Annotated in this window: 22 protein-coding genes; 15 read left to right on the top strand and 7 right to left on the bottom strand. The window is 64.6% G+C overall.

The features are described 5' to 3' along the window. Positions 1 to 16: 16 nt before the first annotated feature. Complete coding sequence (locus ACVMB1_RS18475; RefSeq protein ID WP_141340025.1) at positions 17 to 1255, bottom strand: ABC transporter substrate-binding protein; 1239 nt, start codon at positions 1253 to 1255, stop codon at positions 17 to 19. A 245-nt stretch (positions 1256 to 1500) separates the two neighbouring features. Here ACVMB1_RS18475 and ACVMB1_RS18470 point away from each other — a divergent pair, with 245 nt between their 5' ends. Then, positions 1501 to 2229: an SDR family oxidoreductase gene (locus tag ACVMB1_RS18470; protein ID WP_456848798.1), complete on the top strand. Its 729-nt coding sequence runs from the start codon at positions 1501 to 1503 to the stop codon at positions 2227 to 2229. 16 nt (positions 2230 to 2245) lie between these two features. On the opposite strand, the gene ACVMB1_RS18465 is transcribed toward ACVMB1_RS18470, so the two are convergent. Both ACVMB1_RS18465 and ACVMB1_RS18460 read right to left on the bottom strand, forming a co-directional pair. Beyond that, the gene (locus ACVMB1_RS18465; protein WP_229190910.1) at positions 2246 to 3463 is read right to left on the bottom strand and encodes a GGDEF domain-containing protein; all 1218 of its coding nucleotides are present in this window, start codon (positions 3461 to 3463) and stop codon (positions 2246 to 2248) included. A gap of 159 nt (positions 3464 to 3622) precedes the next feature. Beyond that, the gene (locus ACVMB1_RS18460; RefSeq protein ID WP_168854940.1) at positions 3623 to 4288 is read right to left on the bottom strand and encodes a TetR/AcrR family transcriptional regulator; all 666 of its coding nucleotides are present in this window, start codon (positions 4286 to 4288) and stop codon (positions 3623 to 3625) included. 255 nt (positions 4289 to 4543) lie between these two features. Here ACVMB1_RS18460 and ACVMB1_RS18455 point away from each other — a divergent pair, with 255 nt between their 5' ends. The 7 genes from ACVMB1_RS18455 (at position 4544) to cynS (ending at position 11390) form a co-directional block, all read left to right on the top strand. Continuing rightward, positions 4544 to 5086, top strand: a complete 543-nt coding sequence (locus ACVMB1_RS18455; RefSeq protein WP_225647260.1) for an OsmC family protein — start codon at positions 4544 to 4546, stop codon at positions 5084 to 5086. Positions 5087 to 5122: 36 nt separating this feature from the next. Next, entirely contained in the window at positions 5123 to 6274 is a 1152-nt protein-coding gene (locus ACVMB1_RS18450) for an acyl-CoA dehydrogenase family protein (RefSeq protein WP_057018378.1), read from the top strand. Positions 6275 to 6399: 125 nt separating this feature from the next. Then, a complete protein-coding gene (locus tag ACVMB1_RS18445) occupies positions 6400 to 7278 on the top strand; it encodes a sulfurtransferase (RefSeq protein WP_456848795.1) in 879 nt (292 codons plus the stop codon). Positions 7279 to 7384: 106 nt separating this feature from the next. Beyond that, positions 7385 to 8776, top strand: coding sequence for a CmpA/NrtA family ABC transporter substrate-binding protein (locus ACVMB1_RS18440; protein ID WP_253589902.1), 1392 nt, complete (start codon positions 7385 to 7387; stop codon positions 8774 to 8776). A gap of 160 nt (positions 8777 to 8936) precedes the next feature. After that, entirely contained in the window at positions 8937 to 9776 is an 840-nt protein-coding gene (ntrB, locus tag ACVMB1_RS18435; RefSeq protein WP_253589903.1) for a nitrate ABC transporter permease, read from the top strand. A gap of 196 nt (positions 9777 to 9972) precedes the next feature. Further along, on the top strand, positions 9973 to 10884 hold the full coding sequence (locus tag ACVMB1_RS18430) for an ABC transporter ATP-binding protein (RefSeq protein WP_456848793.1): 912 nt from the start codon (positions 9973 to 9975) through the stop codon (positions 10882 to 10884). Positions 10885 to 10901: 17 nt separating this feature from the next. Continuing rightward, positions 10902 to 11390 (top strand): cyanase, encoded by a 489-nt coding sequence (gene cynS, locus ACVMB1_RS18425; protein ID WP_050387665.1) that lies wholly within the window; start codon positions 10902 to 10904, stop codon positions 11388 to 11390. A 67-nt stretch (positions 11391 to 11457) separates the two neighbouring features. On the opposite strand, the gene purB is transcribed toward cynS, so the two are convergent. The 3 genes from purB to ACVMB1_RS18410 form a co-directional block, all read right to left on the bottom strand. Continuing rightward, positions 11458 to 12888, bottom strand: a complete 1431-nt coding sequence (purB, locus tag ACVMB1_RS18420) for an adenylosuccinate lyase (protein ID WP_082653881.1) — start codon at positions 12886 to 12888, stop codon at positions 11458 to 11460. Between the two features lie 166 nt (positions 12889 to 13054). Next, positions 13055 to 13945, bottom strand: a complete 891-nt coding sequence (locus ACVMB1_RS18415; RefSeq protein WP_253589904.1) for a hypothetical protein — start codon at positions 13943 to 13945, stop codon at positions 13055 to 13057. Between the two features lie 315 nt (positions 13946 to 14260). After that, positions 14261 to 15088, bottom strand: coding sequence for an isocitrate lyase/PEP mutase family protein (locus tag ACVMB1_RS18410; protein WP_253589905.1), 828 nt, complete (start codon positions 15086 to 15088; stop codon positions 14261 to 14263). A 112-nt stretch (positions 15089 to 15200) separates the two neighbouring features. On the opposite strand from ACVMB1_RS18410, the gene ACVMB1_RS18405 reads away from it, so the two are divergent. Further along, a complete protein-coding gene (locus ACVMB1_RS18405; RefSeq protein ID WP_253623731.1) occupies positions 15201 to 16145 on the top strand; it encodes a LysR family transcriptional regulator in 945 nt (314 codons plus the stop codon). A 29-nt stretch (positions 16146 to 16174) separates the two neighbouring features. Here the strand turns inward: ACVMB1_RS18405 and ACVMB1_RS18400 are convergent, their stop codons facing one another. Further along, on the bottom strand, positions 16175 to 16498 hold the full coding sequence (locus ACVMB1_RS18400; protein WP_168854931.1) for a DUF1476 domain-containing protein: 324 nt from the start codon (positions 16496 to 16498) through the stop codon (positions 16175 to 16177). 349 nt (positions 16499 to 16847) lie between these two features. Between ACVMB1_RS18400 and purC the strand changes: the two genes are divergently transcribed. The 6 genes from purC (at position 16848) to ACVMB1_RS18370 (ending at position 21595) form a co-directional block, all read left to right on the top strand. Further along, on the top strand, positions 16848 to 17615 hold the full coding sequence (purC, locus tag ACVMB1_RS18395) for a phosphoribosylaminoimidazolesuccinocarboxamide synthase (RefSeq protein WP_016843454.1): 768 nt from the start codon (positions 16848 to 16850) through the stop codon (positions 17613 to 17615). 15 nt (positions 17616 to 17630) lie between these two features. Beyond that, complete coding sequence (purS, locus tag ACVMB1_RS18390) at positions 17631 to 17873, top strand: phosphoribosylformylglycinamidine synthase subunit PurS (RefSeq protein ID WP_057018386.1); 243 nt, start codon at positions 17631 to 17633, stop codon at positions 17871 to 17873. An 11-nt stretch (positions 17874 to 17884) separates the two neighbouring features. Further along, entirely contained in the window at positions 17885 to 18139 is a 255-nt protein-coding gene (locus ACVMB1_RS18385) for a hypothetical protein (protein WP_057018387.1), read from the top strand. After that, positions 18136 to 18837, top strand: a complete 702-nt coding sequence (gene purQ, locus ACVMB1_RS18380) for a phosphoribosylformylglycinamidine synthase subunit PurQ (protein WP_057018388.1) — start codon at positions 18136 to 18138, stop codon at positions 18835 to 18837. Before ACVMB1_RS18385 ends, purQ begins: the two co-directional genes overlap by 4 nt. Positions 18838 to 18900: 63 nt before the next feature. Continuing rightward, positions 18901 to 19860 (top strand): tripartite tricarboxylate transporter substrate binding protein BugD, encoded by a 960-nt coding sequence (locus ACVMB1_RS18375; RefSeq protein WP_168855089.1) that lies wholly within the window; start codon positions 18901 to 18903, stop codon positions 19858 to 19860. Positions 19861 to 19990: 130 nt separating this feature from the next. Further along, positions 19991 to 21595 carry an ABC transporter substrate-binding protein gene (locus ACVMB1_RS18370; protein WP_253623732.1) on the top strand — a complete coding sequence of 535 codons (1605 nt, stop codon included), beginning with the start codon at positions 19991 to 19993 and terminating at the stop codon, positions 21593 to 21595. Positions 21596 to 21794: the final 199 nt, after the last annotated feature.

The raw sequence follows: 21794 nt of genomic DNA, 5'->3' as shown, positions 1-21794 counted from the left end.
TGCACGCCCCGGACGATCAGGCCTTCGAAATGCCGCCGTCGATCACCGGTCCCATCGGCTCGTAGCGCTCGCCGCTGAAGCGCACCAGTTGCAACTGCTCGAGCGGATAATAGTCTGATGGCGAGGTGTTGATCCGGATGCCGGGCAGCAGCATGTCGGATTCGAAATCCTTCAGGTTGGCCGCCTGCTTGATGATGCTTTCGGACGAGACGTCGTCGCCGCACTGCTTGAGCACCTGGACCAGGATCTGGCTGGTGAGATAGCCGGTGACCGCGTAGATGTCGTTCTTGGCGGCGGCCGGATCATATTTGTCGAGGAACGCGCGCCATTTCTGGATGGCGGGATCGCTGTCCCAGGCGGCGTCGACGGGATCCTTCAGGTAGGCGCTCGAAATGATCCCCTTGGAGACGTCGAAGCCCGCGGCTTTCAGCGTCGAGCCGGCGGAGGAGGCGTTGTTGCCGATGTAGTGCGCCGGTTGCCAGCCGAGCTCGGCGATCTTCTTGATGCCTTGGGCGGCGAATTTTGGTGTGGTCATGCTCATGAACACGTTGGCGCCGGCGGATTTGCAGCGGACCACCTGGCTGTCGATGGTCGGGTCGGCGGTCTCATAGGACAGCTCCGCCACGATTGCGGACGTCCTGGCGCCAAGTCCGTCCTTGAAGCCCTTCAGCACGTCGCGGCCGAAATCGTCGTTCTGGTAGACGATGCCGATTTTGGGATCGTTCTGTGTCGACAGCACATGCTGCGCGAAGGCGCGGCCCTCGATCTGGTAGCAGGGCTGGAAACCCATGGTGTAGGGGAAATTCTTGTAGTCGCCGAACTTGGTCGCGCCCGAGGCAATGAAGAGGTGCGGGACCTTCTTCTGGTTCATGTACTTCATGATCGCCGCGTTGGTCGGCGCGCCGAGCGGCGCAAACAGCACGTCGATCTCGTCGCCTTCGACCAGCTTGCGCGCCTGCTCGACGGTCTTGGCTGGGCTGTAGGCATCGTCATAGGTGATATACTTGATCATGCGGCCATTGATGCCGCCTTGCTCGTTGATCATCTTGAAATAGCCGCCGGGGGTGCGGCCGATCGACGAATAGACCGCGGCCGGTCCCGAATAGGCGTCGATGTTGCCGATGACGATCTCGGTCTTGCCCTCCGTCTTGCCTCTGGCGATCGCGGGCCTGCCGAGCAGCAGCGCGGCTGACGTGGCCGCGGCGCCCTTGATGAGATGACGGCGCGATAGCCGGGGCGAACGGTTCCTTGTCATTGTAGTCCTCCGCTTCTTCTTGTTGGCCGTTTTGGCATTATTGGCCGTTTGGCAGCCTCTGACGGGCATGTCGGCGCGCAGCATTCCACAGCGGTGCTTTGGGACTTGTGTGCAGTCGCTACCATCTGAAATTTTCGCGCGATGTCAGCCGCGGAGGCCGCGTTCCCCCATCCTCGGTTACCGACATGCCGTCCGGGATTGCTATACTGCGGCGACTGTCGTGGTGATCTCAGCAGGGTGGACCGATGGCGAAAGTGTTGGAAGGCAAGGTGGCGGCCGTGACCGGGGCGGCGTCGGGGATTGGACTGGCGAGCAGCGCGGCGATGCTGGCCGCGGGGGCGCGCGTGGTGATGGTCGACCGCGATGCCACCGCGCTGCAAGCGCTCGCACGCGAGCACGGCGATGCGGTGGTCCCGCTGGTGATCGACCTGCTCGATCCCGCGCAGTGTGCAACCTTGCTGCCCAAGCTGCTCGAGAAGGCCGGCCAGCTCGACATCCTGCACGCCAATGCCGGCATCTATGTCGGCGGCGACCTCGTCGATGCCGACACCGCGGCGATCGACCGGATGCTGAACCTCAACGTCAACGTCGTGATGAAGAACGTGCACGACGTGCTGCCGCACATGATCGCGCGCGGCACCGGCGACATCATCGTCACGAGCTCGCTCGCCGCGCATTTCCCGACGCCGTGGGAGCCGGTCTATGCGTCGTCGAAATGGGCGGTCAACTGCTTCGTGCAGACGGTGCGGCGCCAGGTGTTCAAGCACGGCATCCGCGTCGGCTCGATCTCGCCCGGGCCCGTGATCAGCGCGCTGCTGGCGGACTGGCCGCCCGAGAAGCTTGCGGAGGCCAAGGCGGCCGGGAGCCTGCTGGAGGCCAGCGAAGTCGCCGAGGTCGTGATGTTCATGCTGACCCGGCCGCGCGGCATGACGATCCGCGACGTCGTGATGCTGCCGACGAATTTCGACCTGTAACGGCGAGCGCCGCGCCTCAGGCGGCGCTGCGATCGGTGGCGGGCGCCGGGCTGTGCTGCGTGAGGCGGCGCAGTGCGGCGACATTGGTCGCGACGGAAGCCATCCGGCACCGCGCCTTGCCTTCGGATTTCGCCTCGTACAGCGCGGCGTCGGCGGACGCCAGCAGCTGTTCGGCCTCGGTGCCGTGCTCAGGCGACACCGCGATGCCGACGCTGACGCCGACCTCGGCCGAGATGCCGCCCGCGAGCTGATAGGGCATCGTGACGGTCTGGATGATGCGCTGGCCGGCCGTGAGCGCCTGTTCCGCCGTGACGCCGCTGACCAGCACCACGAACTCGTCGCCGCCGAGCCGTGCGATTACCGCGGTTTCGGGCAGCGCGCGCCGCAGCCGCTCCGCGGTCAGCATCAGCACCTGGTCGCCGGCGGCGTGGCCATAGGTGTCGTTGACCGGCTTGAAATTGTCGAGGTCGAAGAACAGCAGCGCAAAGGGCCTGCCATTCCCGGCGGGAGCCGCCAGCTTCGTGTTCAGCGCCGCGACGAAGCCGGCGCGATTGCGCAGGCCGGTCAGGGTGTCGTGATGGGCAAGATGGCCGTTCTCGCGCTCGGCGCGCATGGTGGCGATCAGCATCTTGTTGAGACGGAAGGCCGCCACCGTCATCGCCGTGAGATACAGCGGCACCTGCATGACGACGATGAAGAGCAGCGGCTCGCCGGCAAGGGCCGCGCCCGGAACGATCGGGCCGAGGCTGAGCAGGATCATGGTGCCGGCAAGGCGCGGGGCGCTGAAATTGCGGAAGCAGATGCCGCCGACCATCGCCGCCGCCGATAGCGAAGCCAGCAGCGCAACCACCCAGTCGCCGCTTGCGAGGCTGATCAGGATGCCGAAGCCGACGCTGGTGCTCCAGGCGACTGCAAGCAAGAGATGCAGATCGGTCGGGGTCGGCCGCTGCTCGCGCGCGGCGCGATGCGCAACCACGAGCACGGCGAGGCGCGAGAGGCAGATGACGAGTTCGAGGACGACCCAGGTGATGAACAGCGCGGTCGGCTCGCGGATCGCGATCACGGCTGCGACTGCGACCGTATTGACCGCGCCAGCCGCAAACACCGGCAGCGAGCCGTAGAGATCCCCGATCAGCGCCGCGCGGATGTCGTCAGGGACGCCCGGTCCGGCGTCGGCGAGCCAGCGCGTCACGCCCCAGCGCGGCTGGCTGTATCGTCCTTTTTCGGACTGCATTGTTCTTGCCTCGTACTTTCACCGCGCAACTGACCCGGCCGGACCTAACAGGCGTTTAAGGCCGGCCCCGATTGCGCGGCGTGATTGACGGCAGGTAAACCCGGTGGGCGATCGCGTCGCAGAAATACCGACGCGGGAGGTCGCGATGCGGCCGTTGCGTTACACGGCGAGGAGCTGTTGTTCGGCCGCGCCGCCGGCGCGCTTCGGCTTCTTCGCCTTGGCCGGTGCGAACAGATTGCTGGCGGCAAGGCCCGCGGTGTCGGCGACAGCCGGATCGCACGACACCATGGCGGCGACGATGGCGCCGTCGATCAAGAGCGCGAGCTGGTGCGCCAGCACGGCCGGCTCGGCCGCGCCCATCTCGCCGGCGAGCTTCTCGATATGCGCCAGCACCACCTTCTTGTGCTTCAGCGCGATGTTGCGGAACTGCTTGGCGTCCTTGTCGTGCTCGGCGACCGCGTTGATGAAGGGGCAGCCGTAGAAGCGCTCCTCGGCGAACCAGGTCTTCAGGGCAGGGAAGATCCGCGACAGCTTGGTCTGCGGATCGCCACCGCCGGCCTCGATCGCGCCGATGAACCATTCGCGCCACTGGCGGCCTTCGCTCTCCAGCACCGCATGCACGAGGTTGGTCTTCGAGCCGAACAGCTTGTAGAGCGTGGTCTTGGCGGTTCCGGCCTCGTCGATGATCGCATCGATGCCGGTGGCGTTGATGCCGTTCTTGCAGAACAGATGGGTTGCGGCGTTCAGCAGGCGCCCGCGCGCCGATTCATCGTCGCCGGCGGTGAACGCCGCGGCAGGTTTTTTCTTCGCAAGCGATTTGGCCATGCGCGGCAGTAAATCGGAGCGCGGCAGAATCATCAAGTCGCATCTTCATGCCCCTATCGATGCGCTGAAAATCATCGCGGTCGCGCGCCATTTGCTTGGCGATTGAGCAGGCCGGCACTGATCAATCCGCAGGCAGCCCCGCTTAAGCGCCTGCGGGATTTCGCCTTTTGATTTGCGGCGGGACTGGCACGCTTCGTGCAGGAAACAGACCGTTCGGTATCCTGACCAATTCCATCGCTCCCAGGGAGAAAACTGATGACCGCTGTCGCCCAGAAAACCGCACTGACCGGCTGCCTCGCGCCGATCGACAGAGGCGGGCTCGAGCAGCTGATTGCCAACGGCAAGGCCAACCCGAAGGTGATCAAGACCTTGAAGTGCAAGACGGTGGCCGAGGGCAAGTTCCGCCACGCCAACTACATCCGCAACCTCGCGCCCTACATCGTCGACGAGCCGCCGGGCCTGCTCGGCGACGACACCGCGCCCAATCCCTCCGAGGCCTCGCTCGCCGCGCTTGGCTCCTGCCTCGCTGTCGGCCTGCACGCCAACGCCGTGCATCGCGGCTGGATCGTCAACAAGCTCGAGCTCGAGCTCGAGGGCGATCTCAACATCACCGCGGTGTGGGGCACCGGCGACGTCAGCGAGAAGCCGGTCGGCTTCACCGACGTCCGCGTCAAGGTCGACATGGAGTGCGAGGGGGTCCCGCAGGCCGAGATCGACGCGCTGGTGGCGCATGTGAAGAAGTGGTCGCCGGTCGCCAACACCTTCACCCGTCCCGTCAATCTCGAGGTCAGCGCGTAAACGCCCGACCGGCAATTCAAGGTGCGGAGATCATCCATGGGTTCACTGGCTTTGTCGCGGGTCGCAGCTCAAGATCCCGCACCGACCATTGCGGACGAGGTTGCCCGCCTTGCCCGTCAGGAGCTGGCGCCGATCGCAGCCGCGGTCGACGCCGGCTCGGTCTATCCCGGCGAATTCCTGCGCCGGCTCGGCAAGGTCGGCGCCTGGAGCAGCCATGTGCCGCAGGAGGGGCCTGCCGACCTGCGCTGGGCCATCCAGTCGATGGCCGCGCTCGGCGAGGTCTGCGGTGCCACCGCCTTCATGGCGTGGTGCCAGAACACGCTGGTCTGGTACGTCGCCAATTCCACCAACATGAAGCTCGCCGCGCGCTTCGGTGACTGCTTCGCCCGCGGGCGCGCGCTCGGCGGCACCGGGCTCTCCAACCCGATGAAGAGCTTCTTCGGCATCGAGCGGCTGAAGCTGAAGGGCCGCAAGGTAGAGGGCGGCTACATCGTCCGCGGTGCGCTGCCCTGGGTGTCGAACCTCGGGCCCGGCCATTACTTCGGCACGATCTTCGAGCGCGAGGACGAGGGCACCAAGGGCGAGCCGGGCGGCATCGCAAGCGGCGAGCCGGGCAGCACCGTGATGTTCCTCGCCGACTGCTCCGATCCCGCGATCACGCTGACGCCCTGCAAGCCGTTCCTGGCGATGGACGGCACCGGCACCTATGGCGTCCAGTTTCGCGACGTGTTCGTGCCGGACGAACTGATCCTGGCCGAGCCGGCTGCGCCGTTCGTCAAGAAAATCCGCGCCGGCTTCATCCTGTTGCAGGCCGGCATGGGCCTTGGGCTGATGAAGGATTGCATCAACATCATGGACGAGGTCCACGCGCCGCTCGGACACGTCAACCGCTATCTGCCGCAACAGCCGCTGCAATTCCGCGAGCTCCATGCCGAGTTCGAGAAGGAGGCGATGGCGCTGGCAAGCGATCCCTACAATGCCGATGACAGCTATTGGCGCCGCGTCGTCGCACTGCGACTGCGGATCGGCGATGCCAGCGTCGCATTCGCACATGCCGCGATGCTCCATTGCGGCGCGCGCGGCTATCTGATGAGCCACCGCGCCCAGCGCAGGCTGCGCGAGGCCTATTTCGTCGCCATCGTCACGCCCGCCACCAAGCAGCTGCGCAAGATGCTGGCGGACGGCTGAAGCATGATCCGGAAAAGTGGAAACCGGTTTTCCCTCGCGACAAACGCGGAACGCGTTTGCGCGGAGATCATGCTCAAACAAGTTCGGGACCACCACAACTGCAACCACAGACAGGAGAGGCTGCCATGACGGACGTTCTGATCACCGCCGGCGAACTTGCCGAGCTCGTCAAGAAAGACCCGTGTGTCATCATCGACACGCGAAATCCGGATGCCTATGCGGCCGGCCATTTGCCCGGTGCCGTCAATGTGCATGACATCTTCACCTTCCTCGCGACCTCGACGCCGGAAGGCATCCACGAGCTGAAGACCAAGTTCGCCGACGCGTTCGGTGCCGCCGGTCTCTCCGGCAAGGAGACCGCCGTGATCTACGAGCAGTCGATGAATTCCGGCTTCGGCCAGTCCTGCCGCGGCTACTACCTGCTGACGATGCTGGGCTATCCCAGGATCAAGGTGCTGCACGGCGGCTTCGATGCCTGGAAGGCGGCCGACCTGCCGGTGACCACCGACGTTGTGGTGCCGGCGAAGGCCGCCTTTGCGATCGTGCCGGAGGCCGGCGATATCATGATCGACGCCAAGGCGATGCTGGCGGCGGTCGGCAAGCCCGGCGTTGCGATCCTCGACGTGCGCGACGTCGACGAGTGGATCGGCGAAAGCTCCTCGCCCTATGGCAAGGATTTCTGCCCGCGCAAGGGCCGCATTCCCGGCGCGGTGTGGCTGGAATGGTACCGCATGATGAAGCCGACCGCCGAGGGCCCGCGCTTCAAGTCGAAGGATGAGATCCTGGCGGAATGCGCCACCGTCGGCATCTCGCAGACCACGCCGGTCTATCTCTACTGCTTCAAGGGCGCGCGCGCCTCGAACACTTTCCTGGCGCTGAAGAACGCCGGCGTGAAGGACGTGCGGATGTACTTCGGCTCCTGGAACGAGTGGTCGCGCGACCCGTCGCTGCCGATCGATGAGGGCTTGCCGACCGCGCCGGTCGTCACCGGCAAGGCGGCATAGAACCTGCATGTTTGTTGGTGTCCGGCGGCGCAAAACGCGGCCGGACGCCGATCAATGAACCGGATCGCGGAGCTCTCTGCGTTTCGGTGCGACAATGGGGCGCAGCATGTCCATGTCAGATGATCCCTTCGACGCCGCCCGCGTGCTCACGCGATCGGGTTGCGCCTGCGGCTGGCATCGCTCAGCCGCCGAGCATGAGCAGGCCGCGCGCACGTTGCGCTGCGAGCCGGTCGCCGACCTCAGCGAACAGAAGCGTTACGAAGGCATCGTCGCGTCGGCGGTGATGCGGGCGGTGTTTCCGCAGGATGTCGCGCGCCGCGCTTTCCTGAAATCGGTTGGCGCCGCGACGGCGCTCGCCGCGCTGTCACAGTTCTTCCCGCTGAAGACGGCGACAGAGGCGTTCGCCGACGCCGGACCGCCGGAGAAGAAGGACCTCAAGGTCGGCTTCATCCCGATCACCTGCGCGACCCCGATCATCATGGCGGCGCCGCTCGGCTTCTATGCCAAGCAGGGCCTCAACGTCGAGGTGATGAAGACCGCCGGCTGGGCGGTCATTCGCGACAAGACCATCAACAAGGAATACGACGCCGCCCACATGCTGGCGCCGATGCCGATCGCGATCTCGCTCGGCCTTGGCGCCAACGCCATCCCGTTCACGGTCCCTGCGATCGAGAACATCAACGGGCAGGGCATCACGCTGGCGATGAAGCACAAGGACAGGCGCGATCCGAAGGACTGGAAGGGCATGAAGTTCGCCATTCCGTTCGACTACTCCATGCACAATTACCTGCTGCGCTATTACCTCGCCGAGCACGGGCTCGATCCGGATACCGACGTACAGCTTCGCTCGGTGCCGCCGCCTGAGATGGTCGCCAATCTGCGCGCCGACAACATCGACGGTTTCCTCGCGCCCGACAATATCTGCCAGCGCGCGATCTATGACGGGGTCGGCTTCCTGCACATCCTCTCCAAGGAGATCTGGGACGGCCATCCCTGCTGCAGCTTTGCCGCCAGCCGCGAGTTCATCACGACGGCGCCGAATTCCTTCGCTGCGCTGACCCGCGCGATCGTGGATGCCACCGGCTACGCGGCGAAGGCCGAGAACCGCAAGCAGATCGCGGAAGCGATTGCGCCGGCCAACTACATCAACGCGCCGGTGACGGTGCTGGAGCAGGTGCTGACCGGCACCTATGCCGACGGGCTCGGTGGCGTGAAAACCGATCCGAAGCGCGTCGATTTCGATCCGTTCCCCTGGCAGTCCTTTGCGGTGTGGATGCTGACGCAGATGAAGCGCTGGGGCCAGATCAAGGGCGACGTCGACTACAAGGCGGTCGCCGAGCAGGTCTATCTCGCCACCGATACCAAGAAGGTGATGGCCGAGATGGGCCTCGCGCCACCCGCCACCTCGTACAAGTCGTTCTCGGTGATGGGCAAGAGCTTCGATCCGGCCAAGCCCGACGATTATCTCGCGAGCTTCAAGATCAGGAAATCGTCGTGAGAGAGCAAGCTTTCTCCACGATGTCGTCCCGGCGAAGGCCGGGACCCATAACCCCAACAGCCAGTGATTCGGCACGGCGTCTCCCCGCGTGCCTTATCGCGACGGCACGGCGTATGGGTCCCGGCTTTCGCCGGGACGACGGGTTGAAAGAGTGGGCGCGATGATGCTGCCCCTTCGCCTTCGCGCCGCCATCGTCTCGATTGCGCTGCTTGCCGCCTTCCTCGGCGCCTGGCACCTCGCCACCCGCAGCAGCGGCACGACGGCGGCCATGAGCCCCGAATACGCCAGGCTGATGGGGCTGACCGCGACGCAGGGCAAGTCGGCGATGCCCGGACCGCTCGATGTCGGCGCCAAGCTGTGGGAGCATCTGAAGCGGCCGTTCTACGACAATGGCCCGAACGACAAGGGGCTCGGCATCCAGCTCGCCTATTCGATCGGGCGCGTCGGGCTCGGCTATCTGATCGCGGTCGTCGTCGCGATCCCGCTCGGCTTCATGATCGGCATGTCGCCGCTGATCAGCAGGGCGCTTGATCCGTTCATCCAGGTGCTGAAGCCGATCTCGCCGCTGGCCTGGATGCCGCTCGCGCTCTACACGATCAAGGATTCCTCGATCTCGGCGATCTTTGTCATTTTCATCTGCTCGGTGTGGCCGATGCTGCTCAACACCGCGTTTGGGGTCGCGGGTGTGCGCAAGGAGTGGATCAACGTCGCGCGCACGCTCGAGGTCGGCACCATCAGGCGCGCCTTCACCGTGATCCTGCCGGCGGCGGCGCCGACGATCCTGACGGGCATGCGGATCTCGATCGGGATCGCCTGGCTCGTGATCGTCGCCGCCGAGATGCTCGTCGGCGGTACCGGCATCGGCTATTTCGTCTGGAACGAGTGGAATAACCTGTCGATCACCAATGTGATCATCGCAATCCTCTTGATCGGCCTCGTCGGCATGCTGCTCGACCAGGTGCTGGCGCGGTTCACGCGCATGGTGACGTTTCCGGAGTAGCGATGACCGACAGCCGCATTGCAGCCACTTCACCTCGCCCCGCCTGCGGGGAGAGGTCGATCGCGAAGCGATCGGGTGAGGGGGAGTTTCCGCGAGTCTATCTGCCGCCGTGCTCGCGGAGGAAGCCCCTCACCCCAACCCTCTACCCGCGAAGAGCGGGGCGAGGGAGCGCAGTCCATTCGTGGAGCTACCGCGGATGACCGACAAGTTCATTTCGATCGAGGGCATTGCGCGGCGCTATCCCGGCGCCGGCGGCGGCGTCACCACGGTGTTCGAGAATTTCTGGCTGTCGATCGCGCGCGGCGAGTTCGGCTGCGTGATCGGCCATTCCGGCTGCGGCAAGACCACGGTGCTGAACATCCTCGCCGGCCTCGACGAGCCGAGCGAGGGCACGGTGATCGTCGACGGGCAGGGGATCGAGGGCACCAGCCTCGACCGCGCCGTGATCTTCCAAAGCCATGCGCTGCTGCCGTGGCGCACCGTGTCGGGCAATGTTGCCTATGCTGTCAGCTCGAAATGGCGCAAATGGGACCGTGCGCGGGTGAAGGCGCATGCGCAGAAGTTCATCGATCTCGTCGGGCTCACCGGCTCCGAGCACAAGCATCCGTCCGAGCTCTCCGGCGGCATGAAACAGCGCGTCGGCATCGCGCGGGCGCTGTCGATCACCCCGAAGATCATGCTGATGGACGAGCCGTTCTCGGCGCTGGATGCGCTGACCCGCGGCACGCTGCAGGACGAGGTGCGGCGGATCTGCCTGGAGACCGGGCAGACCACCTTCATGATCACGCATGACGTCGATGAGGCGATCTTCCTCGCCGACAGGATCTTCCTGATGACCAACGGTCCCGGCGCCGTGCTGGCCGAGATCGTCGAGAACCCGCCGCCGAAGGAGCGCGGCCGCATCGACCTGCACCGCCATCCCTATTACTATGCGCTGCGCAACCATATCGTCGATTTCCTGGTCAGCCGCAGCAAGAGCTTTGCCGCCGAGATGACCGGTCACGATCCGCGCCACGTGCCGACGGTGCGGCCCGGCGTCGGCGAGCCGGTGATCGTCTCGCCGCCACGCGTCGTCGAACCCAATCCCGCGCAGAGCGCTGCGCGCTGAAGCCCAAGGAGGACCTGATGAAACGCGAAGACCTCACCGAGAAGCTGCTCGACATCAAGCGCGAGAAGGGCTGGAGCTGGAAATACATCTGCGAGAAGATCGGCGGCTATTCCGACGTGCTGATCACGGGCGCCATCCTCGGCCAGATGAAACTGACGAAGCCGCAGGCGGCGAATGCCGGCGAGCTGTTCGGGCTGTCGAAGGCCGAGATCGCGATGCTCAACGAGGTGCCGATGCGCGGCACCGGCACGCCGATGCCGCCGACCGATCCGCTGATCTACCGCTTCTACGAGATGGTGATGGTCAACGGCCCGGCCTGGAAGGCGCTGATCGAAGAAGAATTCGGCGACGGCATCATGTCGGCGATCGACTTCGACATGGCGCTGGAGCGCGTCGCCAATCCGAAGGGCGACCGCGTCAAGATCACCATGAGCGGCAAGTTCCTGCCGTACAAATATTACGGCGCCAGCGGCAACGTGCCGGAATACGGCTTCAAGGAAGAGTAAGGCGAGGGGGCGAATGGCGAGTAGCGAATGGATTCCTGCCCATTCGCTACTCGCACCTCACCATTCGCTACAGGATCGTGCCCGGGTTGTAGCGCGCCGCCTCAGGCTTGGCCTTGGCCAGAGCCTCGACCTGCTCGGCGAAGAAATCGACCTGGGCGCCGGCGTCGCCGGAGTTGGCGCGACCCTGGTCGAGCACGTGCTGCAACTCGGCTGCGCTCAAGCCAAGACGCTTGTCGGCGGCGAGGCGCTGCAGCAGATCGTTCTGCACGATCTTGCCGGTGCGCAGGTCGCCGATGGCCGCGACGGCATGCTCCTTGATCGCCTCGTGGGCGCCTTCACGGCCCGCACCCTTCTTGACCGCTTCCATCATCACCGTGGTGGTCAGCAGGAAAGGCAGATAGCGGTTGAGCTCGGTCTCGACGACGGCTTCGAACACCTCCATCTGGTCAAGCACCGTGAGCAGGGTTTCGAGCAAGCCATCCATGGCGAGGAAGGCATCGGGCAGCATGACGCGGCGGACGACCGAGCAGGAGACGTCGCCTTCGTTCCACTGATCGCCGGCAAGGCCTGCGGCCATCGCGAGATAGCCCTTCAGGATCACATGCAGGCCGTTGATGCGCTCGCAGGAGCGGCTGTTCATCTTGTGCGGCATCGCGGAGGAGCCGACCTGGCCCTTGGCAAAACCTTCGCTGGCGAGTTCGTGGCCTGCCATCAGGCGGATGGTCTTGGCGAAATTGCCGGGCCCGCTGGCGAGCTCGGTGAGCACGCTGACCGCACGGAAGTCGAGGCTGCGCGGATAAACCTGGCCGACGGCATCGAGGGCCTTCGGCAGGCCGAGGTGAACGAGGACGCGCTGCTCGAGCGCGCGCGCCTTGCCGGCATCTCCGTTGAACAGGGTGATCTGATCGAGACGGGTGCCGACCGCGCCCTTCAGGCCGCGGGCGGGATAGGTCTGCAGCACATTGACCAGGCTCTGATGCGCCAGCAGCATCTCCTCGCCGGACATGGCGATGCGCTTGCCGAGCGTCGTGACCTGCGCGGCCACGTTATGGGTGCGCGCGGTGAACGGGATGTCGCGCAATTGCTTCGCGCGCGTGGCAAGGCGGATGAGTGCGGCGATGCTCTTGGTCTCGATGAGCTGCAGCGCGCGGTAGACCTGCAATTGCTCGACGTTCTCGGTGAGGTCGCGGCTGGTCATGCCCTTGTGCAGGTGCTCGTGACCGGCGAGCTCGCAGAACTCCTCGATGCGCGCCTTGACGTCGTGGCGGGTGACGCGCTCCCGCTTCATGATGGAGGCCAGGTTGATCTGGTCCTTGACGCGCTCGTAGCTTTCGATCACGCCATCCGGCACCGCGATGCCGAGATCGCGCTGGGCCTTCAGCACGGCGATCCAGTAGTCGCGTTCGAGGCGGACCTTGCCTTCGCCACTCCAGATGGCGCGCATGGCGGGCGAAGCGTAACGTTCGGCGAGGACGTTGGAAATGTGATCTTGGGACATCCCGCTCTCTTGGCATTGCCTGAGGCTGGCTGCAAGCCGCGACCTGCGATGAATCGTCAGGTCTGGTAACGCTCGGCCGGGCTTGCGGTGCTGGCGCCAGCATACCAGATTCAGGAAGGCGCCGCCTCGGGCAATCCGGGGCGGCGCAGGCATGCTTCGCCCCGCGTCAGAGCGAGAAGGTCACTGCGGCGGGTCCGCAGCTCAGGCCGGCCGTGTTCGGCACGGCCGTGTCGCTGGTCCAGTTGTCCTCGCCGTCGGTCGTCTTGTACAGGAACTGGCCGTTGGGCCCCTGGTGCAGGACGTACAATGTGTCGTTGAACACGACCGGCGCGGCATTGCCGAAATTGCCCGGCGTGTCGGGGACCTGGCGGTCGGCTCCCCAGCTGCTAATGCCGTCGAACCGCTTGAAGAAGAAGAGGCCCGTGGGGTCGTTGAAGAACAGGTAGATCCAGTCCTTGTAGGAAGCCGCGCCCGGACCGTTGCTGAGGCCTTCCGTGCCGGCAACCGGATTGCTTCGCCAGGTGCTGCGGTCGAAGGTCGCGTACCAGAAGCGGTTCATGTTGCCGGGTTCGCTATAGCCGGGCCCGCGGCCGAACACGTAGAGCGTGTCGCCGCGCACGACCGCGGCCGGGGTGTCGACGTTCTGGTAGGCGACGGAGATGAGATGGTTGGTTCCGGATGTGTTGATCTCGGGTCCGAAGCTGGTGCCGTCGTAGGTCTTGTACATCAGGTCGGACTGGCCGGGATTCGAGCACAGCAGATAGATCAGGCCGTCATACACGGCGGCCGCCACTCCGCCGCCGACGCCGGCCATGTTGGGCACCTGGGCTGCCGCCGTCCACAGCTCGCCGTCATAGACCCTGTAATAGAGGGACTGGTTGATCGGATAGAACACATACAGGTTGGTGTTGAAGACGACGGCTGCCGGCGTGTTGCTGATCCAGGTGTTCCCCGGCATCGGGACGTCGCCGCTCCAGGCCTCGCCGTTGAAGACGTTCGTAAAAAATTGTGGACTGTTTCCAACGCCCTTGTGCAGGGAAAACAACCAGCTCTTCATTTTGGAAATCCCCCATGGCGACGAGACGCCGCCTCTGATCATCGGTGTAGATTGATCGACGTGCGCAGGATCGATTGGAATGAACTGATCGTACGCCTGCGCCCGTCGTGTTCTACGTCCGATTCACCGATGGTTGTGTGAAGCTGTTCACTCACCCTGGAGGAGGAGACCATATATGTCGTGCGCAGACTGAGAATCGAGGCCGCGCAAGGCACGCCGCGACGTGAGTGGCGACTTGTCGGAAGACGGATTTCGAGGAGATGAGAGAAGCGCGAATAGCGAATGGATGCTTTCCGATTAGCTATTCGCTGCTTCCTATTCGCCTTTCGCTGCGGCGAACGCCGCCCGGACCTCCTCCACCGGCGCCATGTCGCGGACGAAGCTGAATGCGCCGTTGTCCTTCATCTCGCGGGCACAGCGCAGGAACGCAGCCAGCGCGTGGCGCTGCATCGCGCCGCCGACGCTGATGCGCTTGACGCCGACGGCGGCGAGTTGCTCGACGGTCAGGGTCGGATCGGCAAAGCCCATCACGAGGTTGAACGGCTTGTTGATCGATGACACCACCGTCTTGATGGTGGCGAGATCGTAGAGGCCCGGCGAATACAGCACGTCGGCGCCGGCGGCCTCGAACGCCTGTAGCCGCTTGATGGTGTCGTCGAGGTCCTTGCGGCCGTGCAGGAAGTTTTCCGCCCGCGCCGTCAGCGTGAACGGGAAGGGCAGCGCCCGTGCGGCCTCGACCGCGGCCTGGACCCGCTCCACGGCGAGCGTGAAATCGTAGATCGGGCGCTGCGGGTCGCCGGTCGAGTCCTCGATCGAGCCGCCGACCGCGCCGGCCTCGGCGGCGAAGCGGATCGCCTCGGCCGCGAGCTTCGGCATGTCGGCGCCGCATTTTTCCAGATCGGCATTGACGGGCAGGTCGGTGGCCTCGGCGATCACCCGGCAATTCTCGATGATCTCATCGAGGCTGACCGTCGAACGGCCGAGCGTATTGGCGAGCCCGAGGCTGGTGGTTGCGAGCGCCTCGAAGCCCATGGATGCGAGCAGCTTCGCCGTTCCGGCGTCCCACGGATTTGGAATGATGAAGGCGCCGGGCCGCTGATGCAGCTCGCGAAACCGTGCTGCCTTGTCCGCCTGGGTGCGCATGTGAACTCCTGCTGTTGTCAAAAGCGACTGAAAGCAGCGATAGGGCGGTTTCGCCCATCAGACAAACTTGTTATTTCTCTCAATATCATCAGCTTTTTGCATGGGAAGAGCGATGGACAGCGACGCGCTCAACACGTTCCTGGTGGTGCATCGGCGCGGCGGGATTTCGCATGCCGCCAAGGCGCTGCACCGCTCGCAGCCGGCGATTTCGCGGCGCATAGCGCTGCTCGAGCAGGAGCTCGGGGTGCCCCTGTTCGAGCGGATCGCGGGCAAGACGCGGCTGAGCGATGCCGGGCGGGTGATGGTGCCCTATGCCGAACGGGCGGTGGCGGCGGCGCAGGATGCCGAGAACGCGGTGCGCGCGCTGCTGCGCGACAATTCCGGCCCGGTGGCGCTGGCGGTGACCGGTACCCTCGCCGGCGAGCGGCTCTCGAACGTATTGAAGCGCTTTGCCCGCCGGCATCCGGACGTTGCGCTGACGCTGCGCACCGCGACCAGCGCCGAGGTCAGCGACCTGATCCGGCGCGGCGAGGCGACGATCGGGTTGCGTTACGACCGCGACCGCTCGCGCGACCTCGATTGCGAGGTGCTGTTTGCCGAGCCGCTCGGGGTGGTCTGCGCGCCGGACCATCCGCTGGCGGGACGCCGGGTCGGCAAGCTTGCCGATCTCAGGGATGAGCGGTGGATCGCCTTCCCGGAGGTGCCGGGACGCCGCGAAATCACCGCCTCGCACGTCTTCGCCCTGTTCCTGACGCACGGGCTCGGCGAGGTCGCCTGGACGCCGGTCGACAGCCTGACGGCGCAGAAGCGGCTGGTCGAGGCCGGGCTCGGGATCGCGCTGCTGTCACAAAGCAATGCGGCGGAGGAATTGGGTAGCTCGAGGATCGCGACGATCCGCGTCGGCGATCTCGCCGCAAGTCACGAGGTCGTCGCCGTGACGCGGCATGGCGGCTTCCTTAGCGCCGCCTCACGCCGTCTGCTCGACATCCTCCGTGCCGACTTCACCAAGGCGAGGGGCACAAATACGTCGCGCCGGAACGGTGTCCGGCGCGCGTAAAAGTCGACTTGGTAGGGTGTACCGGGAACTCAGCTTCCCGCCTTGACCTGGGCCGCGGCCACCGCCAGCAGCTCGTCCATCTTGGCGCGGATATCGCGCTCGGTGACGGCCTCGTCCTTGGCGGAGAGGTCCTTCAGAACCTTGTGCAGCACGTCGTTGTCGCCGGCTTCCTCGAAGTCGGCGGCGACCACTTCCTTGGCATAGGCGCTGGCGGCATCGCCCGTGATGCCGAGCTTCTCGGCGGCCCACAGGCCAAGCAGCTTGTTCCGGCGGGCTTCAGCCTTGAACTTCTGCTCCTCGTCGAGGGCGAACTTCTTCTCGAAACCTTCCTCGCGCTTGTTGAATTCGCTCATGGCTGAAGTTCCAATTCCCTTGCTGAATGAGGGCCGCCGCGCGTTGCGGCAGCCCCTGTGCCTGCCTAGATAGGTGGGAGGAATCGGCAAGACAACGAGCCGTTAAGCCGCAGGCAAAACTGGCGGAATCGGCCCTTTATGATAGGGCGGTATAAGTGCCCTCAAGGGGGCACTATCGATTGTGCTGGATGGGCCAATCGGATAGGTTGCCAACAGGCATGGTTCTTGTTCTGTTTCCAGTTGGATTGCCCAGGTTCCAGGCCTCCGCGGCAGCTCCGTCGTGGGTCGTAACCCCAAGTCATCCGGAGCACCCAAATCCATGGATTTCAACAAAACACGGTACATCCCAATGAGCCGTCGACGCCGTATTTATGAAGGCAAGGCCAAGGTGCTTTACGAAGGCCCCGAGCCGGGAACCCTGATCCAGCACTTCAAGGACGACGCGACCGCGTTCAACGCCAAGAAACACCAGGTGATCGAGGGCAAGGGTGTCCTCAACAACCGGATTTCGGAGTACCTGTTTCAGCACCTCAACGACATCGGGGTGCCGACGCACTTCATCCGCCGCCTCAACATGCGCGAGCAGCTGATTCGCGAGGTCGAGATCGTGCCGCTCGAGGTGGTGGTGCGGAACGTCGCCGCCGGCTCGCTGTCGCAGCGGCTCGGGATCGAGGAGGGCACCCAGCTGCCGCGCTCGATCATCGAGTTCTATTACAAGAACGACCAGCTCAACGACCCCATGGTGTCGGAAGAGCACATCACCGCCTTCGGCTGGGCGACGCCGCAGGAGATCGACGACATCATGGCGCTGGCCATCCGCGTCAACGACTTCCTGACCGGTCTCTTCCTCGGCATCGGCATCCGCCTCGTCGACTTCAAGATGGAGTGCGGCCGGCTGTTCGAGAACGAGATGATGCGGATCATCGTCGCCGACGAGATCTCGCCGGACTCCTGCCGGCTGTGGGACATCAAGTCGAACGAGAAGCTCGACAAGGACCGTTTCCGCAGGGATCTGGGTGGCCTGCTCGAGGCCTACACTGAGGTCGCCAAGCGGCTCGGCATTCTGATTGAGAACGAGCGGCCGGCCGGTAGCGGCCCGGTGCTGGTGAAGAGCTAAGCTGAAGGGACGACCGTGAAGGCACGTGTGACTGTGACATTGAAGTCGGGCATCCTCGATCCGCAGGGCAAGGCGATCGAGGGTGCGCTGAAATCGCTCGGCGTCGACGGCGTCGCCAGCGTTCGCCAGGGCAAGGTGTTCGACATCGAGCTCGCCGCGACCGACAAGGCCAAGGCGGAAGCGGCGCTGAAGGCCGCCGCCGACAAGTTGTTGGCGAATACCGTGATCGAGAATTATGCCATCGAACTGAAGGCGTAAGGGGCGAGCAAATGGCCGACGTGACGATGGAGCTGATGTTCGAAGTGATGAAATCGGTCCAGGCGCGTTTGGCTCAGGTCGACGGCAAGATCGATGAGTTGAAGCAGGAAATGCAGGCATCGCGAACGTCTCAGAATGGTATCCGCCAGGAAATTACCGGCGTGTTCCAGGAGATTTCCGGTATTCACGCGACGCTGGTTCGCCACGAAGGGCGTCTTGACCGCATAGAGACACGTCTCGAATTGAACGAAGTACCAACTCCATGAAATCAGCCGTCCTCGTCTTCCCCGGCATCAACCGCGAGCGCGACATGGCGCGCGCGCTCAAGCTCGCATCCGGCAATGAGACCGCGATGGTCTGGCACGCCGAGACCGCGCTGCCCAAAGGCACGGACCTCGTGGTGGTGCCCGGCGGCTTCTCCTATGGCGATTACCTGCGCTGCGGCGCGATCGCGGCGCGCGCGCCGGTGATGGACGCGGTGCGCGACTTCGCCGCCAAGGGCGGGCTCGTGCTCGGCGTCTGCAACGGCTTCCAGATCCTCTGCGAGTCGGGGCTGCTACCGGGCGTGCTGATGCGCAATGCCGGGCTGAAGTTCATCTGCCGCGACGTGCATATGCGCGTCGAGCGTTCCGACACGCCGTTCACCCGCGGCTACAATGCCGGCCAGGTGATCCGCGTGCCGGTGGCTCACGGCGAAGGCAATTACGAGGCGGACGAAGAGACGCTGAAGCGGCTCGAAGGCGACGGGCGGGTGCTGTACCGCTACTGCTCGCCGGAGGGCGTGGTCGACGAGGCCTCCAATCTGAACGGCGCCGCGCATTCGATCGCCGGCATCGTCAATGAGCGCGGCAACGTGCTCGGCATGATGCCGCATCCGGAAAACCACGTCGAAGAGATCATGGGCTGCACCGACGGCCGCGGCCTGTTCGCAGGTCTGGTCCAGCAGTTCGAAAAGGCGGCGTAATCACCATAGCGTTTTCGAGCGAAGTGGGGACCGGTTCGCGTGAAGAAAACGCGTCAGAATAAAATGCGGCGGTGGTGCGTTGCCGCGGCTGCGGCGCTTCTGCTTGCGACGTCGGCCTACGCCCAGGACTTCCCGAAGCGTCCGATCACGATGATCGTGCCGTTCACGGCCGGCGGCACCTCCGACGTCATCGCCCGCGCGGTCGCCGACCAGATGGGCACGGCGCTCGGCCAGAGCATCATCATCGAGAATGTCGGCGGCGCCGGCGGTTCGACGGCACTCGCCCGCGCTGCGCGCGCCGAGCCGGACGGCTACACCATCGCGATCGGCAATGCCGGCACCAACGCCGCGACCTACACGATCTATCCGAAGCTGCCGTTTACGCCTGACTCCTTCGCGCCGATTGCCGTGGTCGCCAAGACCTTCGGCATCGTCGCGCTGCGCAAGGATTTTCCGGCCAAGGACCTCAAGGAATTCATCGACTACGCCAGGAAGAATCCGGGCAAGGTCAATCTCGGCCATGCCGGCGTGGGCTCCTCGAATTACCTGATCTGCAAGAGTTTTGTTCATGCCGCCGGCATCGACGTGCAGCTGGTCGGCTATCGCGGCGCGGCGCTTGCGCTGACGGACGCGATCGGCAGTCAGATCGACGGCGTCTGCGATGCCGCGGCCTCGGTGTCGCAGGCGATCGACGACAAATTGGTGAAAGCGGTCGTGGTCGGCTCGACGGTACGGCTTGCGTCGTTGCCGGAACTGCCGACCTCGGCCGAGGCCGGACTGCCCGAGTTCGAGGCGCAGGGCTGGAACGGCCTGTTCGCGCCGAAGGGCACACCGCCCGAGATCATCGCCAAGCTCAACGCCGCCGCGCGCACCGCGGTTGCGAGCGAGGCGGTGAAGAAGCGCTTCGCCGACCTGTCGACCGTCGCCCCCGACGCCAATGAGCTCGCGCCCGAGGCGCTGCAGCAGCTCGTGACCCGCGACGTCGCGAAATACCGCACGCTGCTGGCGGACGATAAGAAGTAGAGGGTCATCGTCGCTGCGTTGGCTCTGCCCTCGACGCGGTCGCCGAGGCGGCGAGTCTTGCGTCAGCCGCTCGCCAGACTGGCCTGAAATTTGCTGGTGATCTCCCGATCGATCAGGACGGGAGCGCATCATGCTCATTCGCAAGGCTCACTGCACGATTGCGTTCCTATGCGCGCTGCTGTGGTCGCATTGGGCGATGGCCGAGACCACGTTGCGCATCGCCATGACGGCGTCCGATATCCCGACGGCCACCGGGCTGCCGAATAACGGCTTCGAAGGCATGCGCTTTCTCGGTTATCCGATCTTTGAAGGTTTGGTGCTGTGGAATTTGAGCGGAACCGACCGCTTGGCGACTTTGCGTCCCGGACTCGCGGAGAAATGGGAACAGGACCCCGTCGACAACAAGACCTGGATTTTCCATCTGCGCCAGGGCGTCAAATTCCACGATGGTACCGATTTCAATGCCGATGCCGTGATCTGGAATCTCGATCGCTACTTCAACAGCGAGAGCCCGCAATTTGAGCCGCCGAGTTCGGCGATGTCGCGGGCGCGGGTCCCGGTGATGGGCAGTTACCGGAAGATCGATGACGCAACGGTGGCGATCTCGACGACGAAGCCGGCATCCTATTTTCCCTATATGGCGGTCTATCTTCTGTTCACCTCGCCCGCCTCATTCGAAAAGGCCGGCCGCGACTGGGCCAAGGTCGCGACGTTGCCGGCTGCCGGCACCGGGCCGTTCCGCATCACCAGGATTGTGCCGCGGCAAGAGGCAGATCTGGCGCGTTGGGACAAGTATTGGGACACGAGCAAGACAGCGAAGGTCGACAATGTCGTGTTGCTGCCGATCCCCGAGGCCAATTCGCGGCTGGCCGCCTTGCGTGCCGGCCAGGTCGACTGGATCGAAGTGCCGCCGGCCGATGGCGTCGACTCGCTGAAATCCGCCGGCTTCACCATTACCACCGGCTCCTATCCGCATGTCTGGCCGTGGTTCTACAACATCGGCGCCGCCAACAGCCCGTTCAAGGACGTCAGGGTTCGCCAGGCCCTGAACTACTGCATCGATCGGGACGGGCTGGTGTCCCTGCTCAACGGGACCGCAGAGCCGTCGGTCGGCTGGCTCAAGGCCAGCGATCCCGATTTCGGCGCGCCGGTCAATCACTACAAGTTCGATCCGACCAAGGGCAAGGCGCTGCTTGCCGAGGCGGGTTACACGTCGGCGAAGCCATTGGCGTTCAAGGTGCTGATCTCGAATTCAGGCTCGGGGCAGATGCTGCCCCTGCCGATGAACGAATTCCTGCAGCAGAACCTGAAGGAAGCCTGCGGGGTCGATGTGGAATTCGACGTCATCGAGTGGCAGGTGCTTCTGACGGCGGCCCGGGCCACGCCCGACAGCCCAACTTTGCGCGGCGCCATGGCGCTCAATATCAGCTCGCCTTCGTCGGACGCGGGCGTGATGGCGCGCTATTTCCTGGCCGCCAATTTTTCACCGAACGGTTTCAATTTCGAGCAATGGAAGGACGGCGAGTTCGAAGCCGCACTCAAGACGATTTCGGAAGCGACCGATCCGAAAGTGATCTCGGCGGCTTACCGCAAGGCGCATGAGCGCCTCGTCGACGATCCGCCCTGGCTCTATATTGTCCACGATCTGAACCCTCGCGCGATGAGTCCGAAGGTGAAGGGTTTTGTGTCGCCCCAATCGTGGTTCGTCGACCTCACGCTGGTCAGCGTGCAATAAGCCGGGATCCAGCATCGTCGCCCGCATGGCTGCGCCCGAGTGCGAGCGAAGCGGTGAAGAAGCGGTTCGTCGACCTCTCGACGGTTGTACCAGACGCCAATGAACTCGCGCGCCGCGGTGCTGCAGCTACTCGTGACCCGTGACGTTGCGAATACCGCACACTGCTGGCGGACGACAAGAAGTAGCATTTCTGCGGCGT

It is taken from the genome of Bradyrhizobium sp. USDA 4504 (genome assembly GCF_054063995.1).
The sequence above is the reverse complement of the archived record's forward strand: the minus strand, read 5'-3'. Positions and strand labels throughout refer to the sequence as shown.

Excerpts from the sequence above, each read along its gene's own strand:
- ACVMB1_RS18475 (WP_141340025.1), bottom strand. The coding sequence starts at position 1,255 with ATGACAAGGAACCGTTCGCCCCGGCTATCGCGCCGTCATCTCATCAAG.
- ACVMB1_RS18470 (WP_456848798.1), top strand. The coding sequence starts at position 1,501 with ATGGCGAAAGTGTTGGAAGGCAAGGTGGCGGCCGTGACCGGGGCGGCG.
- ACVMB1_RS18465 (WP_229190910.1), bottom strand. The coding sequence starts at position 3,463 with ATGCAGTCCGAAAAAGGACGATACAGCCAGCCGCGCTGGGGCGTGACG.
- ACVMB1_RS18460 (WP_168854940.1), bottom strand. The coding sequence starts at position 4,288 with ATGGCCAAATCGCTTGCGAAGAAAAAACCTGCCGCGGCGTTCACCGCC.
- ACVMB1_RS18455 (WP_225647260.1), top strand. The coding sequence starts at position 4,544 with ATGACCGCTGTCGCCCAGAAAACCGCACTGACCGGCTGCCTCGCGCCG.
- ACVMB1_RS18450 (WP_057018378.1), top strand. The coding sequence starts at position 5,123 with ATGGGTTCACTGGCTTTGTCGCGGGTCGCAGCTCAAGATCCCGCACCG.
- ACVMB1_RS18445 (WP_456848795.1), top strand. The coding sequence starts at position 6,400 with ATGACGGACGTTCTGATCACCGCCGGCGAACTTGCCGAGCTCGTCAAG.
- ACVMB1_RS18440 (WP_253589902.1), top strand. The coding sequence starts at position 7,385 with ATGTCCATGTCAGATGATCCCTTCGACGCCGCCCGCGTGCTCACGCGA.
- ntrB (WP_253589903.1), top strand. The coding sequence starts at position 8,937 with ATGATGCTGCCCCTTCGCCTTCGCGCCGCCATCGTCTCGATTGCGCTG.
- ACVMB1_RS18430 (WP_456848793.1), top strand. The coding sequence starts at position 9,973 with ATGACCGACAAGTTCATTTCGATCGAGGGCATTGCGCGGCGCTATCCC.
- cynS (WP_050387665.1), top strand. The coding sequence starts at position 10,902 with ATGAAACGCGAAGACCTCACCGAGAAGCTGCTCGACATCAAGCGCGAG.
- purB (WP_082653881.1), bottom strand. The coding sequence starts at position 12,888 with ATGTCCCAAGATCACATTTCCAACGTCCTCGCCGAACGTTACGCTTCG.
- ACVMB1_RS18415 (WP_253589904.1), bottom strand. The coding sequence starts at position 13,945 with ATGAAGAGCTGGTTGTTTTCCCTGCACAAGGGCGTTGGAAACAGTCCA.
- ACVMB1_RS18410 (WP_253589905.1), bottom strand. The coding sequence starts at position 15,088 with ATGCGCACCCAGGCGGACAAGGCAGCACGGTTTCGCGAGCTGCATCAG.
- ACVMB1_RS18405 (WP_253623731.1), top strand. The coding sequence starts at position 15,201 with ATGGACAGCGACGCGCTCAACACGTTCCTGGTGGTGCATCGGCGCGGC.
- ACVMB1_RS18400 (WP_168854931.1), bottom strand. The coding sequence starts at position 16,498 with ATGAGCGAATTCAACAAGCGCGAGGAAGGTTTCGAGAAGAAGTTCGCC.
- purC (WP_016843454.1), top strand. The coding sequence starts at position 16,848 with ATGAGCCGTCGACGCCGTATTTATGAAGGCAAGGCCAAGGTGCTTTAC.
- ACVMB1_RS18385 (WP_057018387.1), top strand. The coding sequence starts at position 17,885 with ATGGCCGACGTGACGATGGAGCTGATGTTCGAAGTGATGAAATCGGTC.
- purQ (WP_057018388.1), top strand. The coding sequence starts at position 18,136 with ATGAAATCAGCCGTCCTCGTCTTCCCCGGCATCAACCGCGAGCGCGAC.
- ACVMB1_RS18375 (WP_168855089.1), top strand. The coding sequence starts at position 18,901 with ATGCGGCGGTGGTGCGTTGCCGCGGCTGCGGCGCTTCTGCTTGCGACG.
- ACVMB1_RS18370 (WP_253623732.1), top strand. The coding sequence starts at position 19,991 with ATGCTCATTCGCAAGGCTCACTGCACGATTGCGTTCCTATGCGCGCTG.